2 protein-coding genes are annotated in these 2,183 nt (G+C 65.5%); one reads left to right on the top strand and one right to left on the bottom strand.

Annotated elements, in window-relative coordinates; genetic code table 11:
* Nucleotides 1–1,136, bottom strand: a 1,136-nt coding sequence (locus tag VZ95_RS13370) for a M48 family metalloprotease (RefSeq protein WP_045776288.1), incomplete at its 3' end; no start/stop codon positions are given.
* Nucleotides 1,137–1,198: 62 nt separating this feature from the next.
* Between VZ95_RS13370 and VZ95_RS13375 the strand changes: the two genes are divergently transcribed.
* Nucleotides 1,199–2,183 (top strand): gamma-glutamyltransferase (locus tag VZ95_RS13375; protein WP_198148293.1); only part of this gene is annotated, 985 nt, incomplete at its 3' end.

Genomic DNA, 2,183 nt, shown 5'->3' on the forward strand with positions numbered 1-2,183 from the left:
GCGCCCGGCGTTTCCGCCACGGCCAGCAGCACCTGCGCGAGATCGATTTTCAAAATCGGGATGCCGCCGCTTAACGCCACCGCTTTTTCGTAAGGTTCGCGCGCCTCCAAGGGGCGGCCATTCTCGAACAGCATCTGCCCCTTCAACTCCCAAAAGAACGGATCTTTCGGAAATTCGGCCAGCAAACCATCGATGGTGCGCAGCGCTTGATTGATGTCGGGCACGCGGTAATAAGCAATGGCGCGGGCGTAGCGCGCCTCCAAACTCGTATCGGTCGTCGGGTAGCGCTGAAACACGGTCGCCTGCGGCTCCAAAAAGCCGATTAGCTTGGCCTTAATGCGCTTATGGGCGGCGACGAACTCCGGCGCAACCGGCACGCTGCTGTAGGGCGATTTCGCCACATGGTTTCGCAGGGCTTCCACCCGCTCGCGCGAGAGCGGATGGGTGCGGGCGTAGGGGTCTTGCCGCTCCAACGCCAGATATTCTTGATTGGCGAGAAGCTCCATAAACTCCAAAAAACCGCGCGAGGATTGGCGGGTTTGATCGAGGAGCGCCATCCCGGCGACATCCGCCGAGGTTTCTTGCGTGCGGGTGAAGCTGAAGAGGTTCCGCATCGCAACCGACTGGCCGCCGCCCCCACCCCCCGACGGCGGTGTGCCGGTATTGGAATTCGGCACGGTGGAATCGCGGCTGCGCTGCGAGCCCACGACAATCATCGCCCCCATCGCCAGCACGCTTTCGAAGATCGAACCGATCATCGCCTCGCGCATCGCCCCCGGCAGTTTGGCGAGATGCCCGCCTTCGATGTGCCCGGTTTCATGGGCGATGACGCCCATCACCTGCCCGGCATTCTCGGCGCGCACCAGCAAACCCGTATTCAGAAACAGGTTTTGGCCGCCCGCAACGAAGGCATTTAGGCGGCGATCATTGACCAGCAGAATGCGCACCGCTTCGGGCCGCAAGCCCGCCGCTTCAAAAAGTGGCGTTGATAGAGCGCGGATGCTAGTTTCCACCTCCGCATCACGGACGAGGTTGAGGCCTTGCGCGTGGGCAGGGGAAATTCCCCCGGCCACCGTCAAGGTTCCAGCCAGACATCCGGCAATCAGTCGCTTCAGCAAAGGCGCGCGCTTGGTCATGATGATCCTAGGTAAGCTTCCCCAGTCGAAGCGTCAATTATACGGCACGCTTATTCTTTCCCTTGCGGTCCTCAGCGGCTGCGCCGAGACGCCGAAAAACCGCCGTTGGCTCGGCGGGCTACGTCAAGGGCTTCCTGGGCGGCGTCGCGGCGGACGAGCCGAACGCCGCCCTGGCGATGCGCGATATTCTATCGGCAGGCGGCACCGCCGTCGATGCCGCCGTAACCGGCGGCTTCATGCTGGGCGTCACCCTGCCATCGGTCGCGGGCCTATCGGGCGGCGGGGCGTGCCTCAGCTTCGATAGTCTGACGAAGAAGATCGAGACGATCAACTTCCTCCCCCGCACGGCCGCCCAGGGCGGTATGGGCATTCCGATGACGCCGCGCGGCCTCGCCCTGCTGCACAGCAAGGGCGGGCGCTTGCGCATCGAACAGACCATCGGCCCGGCGGAACAGGCCGCCCGCCTCGGCATTCCCCTGTCGCGCGCCTTTGCCGCCTATCTGAACATCCCCGGCGTCGCCCCGATGCTGGATGCGCAAACCCAAGCGCTCTATTTCGCTCCCGGCGGCTTCCCCCTGCCCGAAGGCACCCCCATTCGTCAGCCGGAACTGGCGAGCCTGCTCGCGCGCCTGCGTCTGGCCGGGATCGGCGATCTCTACACCGGCCTTGCCGCGCGCCAATTGGTCGAGGCCAGCAAAAGCGCGGGCGGCACACTGACGCCGGAAGATTTGCGCGCAGCCCTGCCGCTGCTGGAAGCGCCGCTGCAACAGGCGCTCGGCCTGCACGTCTTCGCCACGCCCGGCGGTGCCGTCGGCGGCGGCGTGGATTGCGGCGGATATTTTCGCCCAGCTCCAGCGTTTGGGTTTCGACAAGCTCTCGCCGCCCGACCGGCCCCAGCGTTTTGCCGAAGCCACGCGGCGCGCCATTGCCGCCTATGTGAAGCGCAGCCGGGGCGATGCCATCGCCGCCCCCGGAACCGACGCTCGGCGCAAGCCCTGCTCGCCGACTTCCGCCCCGGTCAGCCGACGCCCGACGCCGGGATTCCTC

Origin of the sequence: Elstera litoralis (genome assembly GCF_000963705.1) — a bacterium.
Taxonomy (GTDB): domain Bacteria; phylum Pseudomonadota; class Alphaproteobacteria; order Elsterales; family Elsteraceae; genus Elstera; species Elstera litoralis.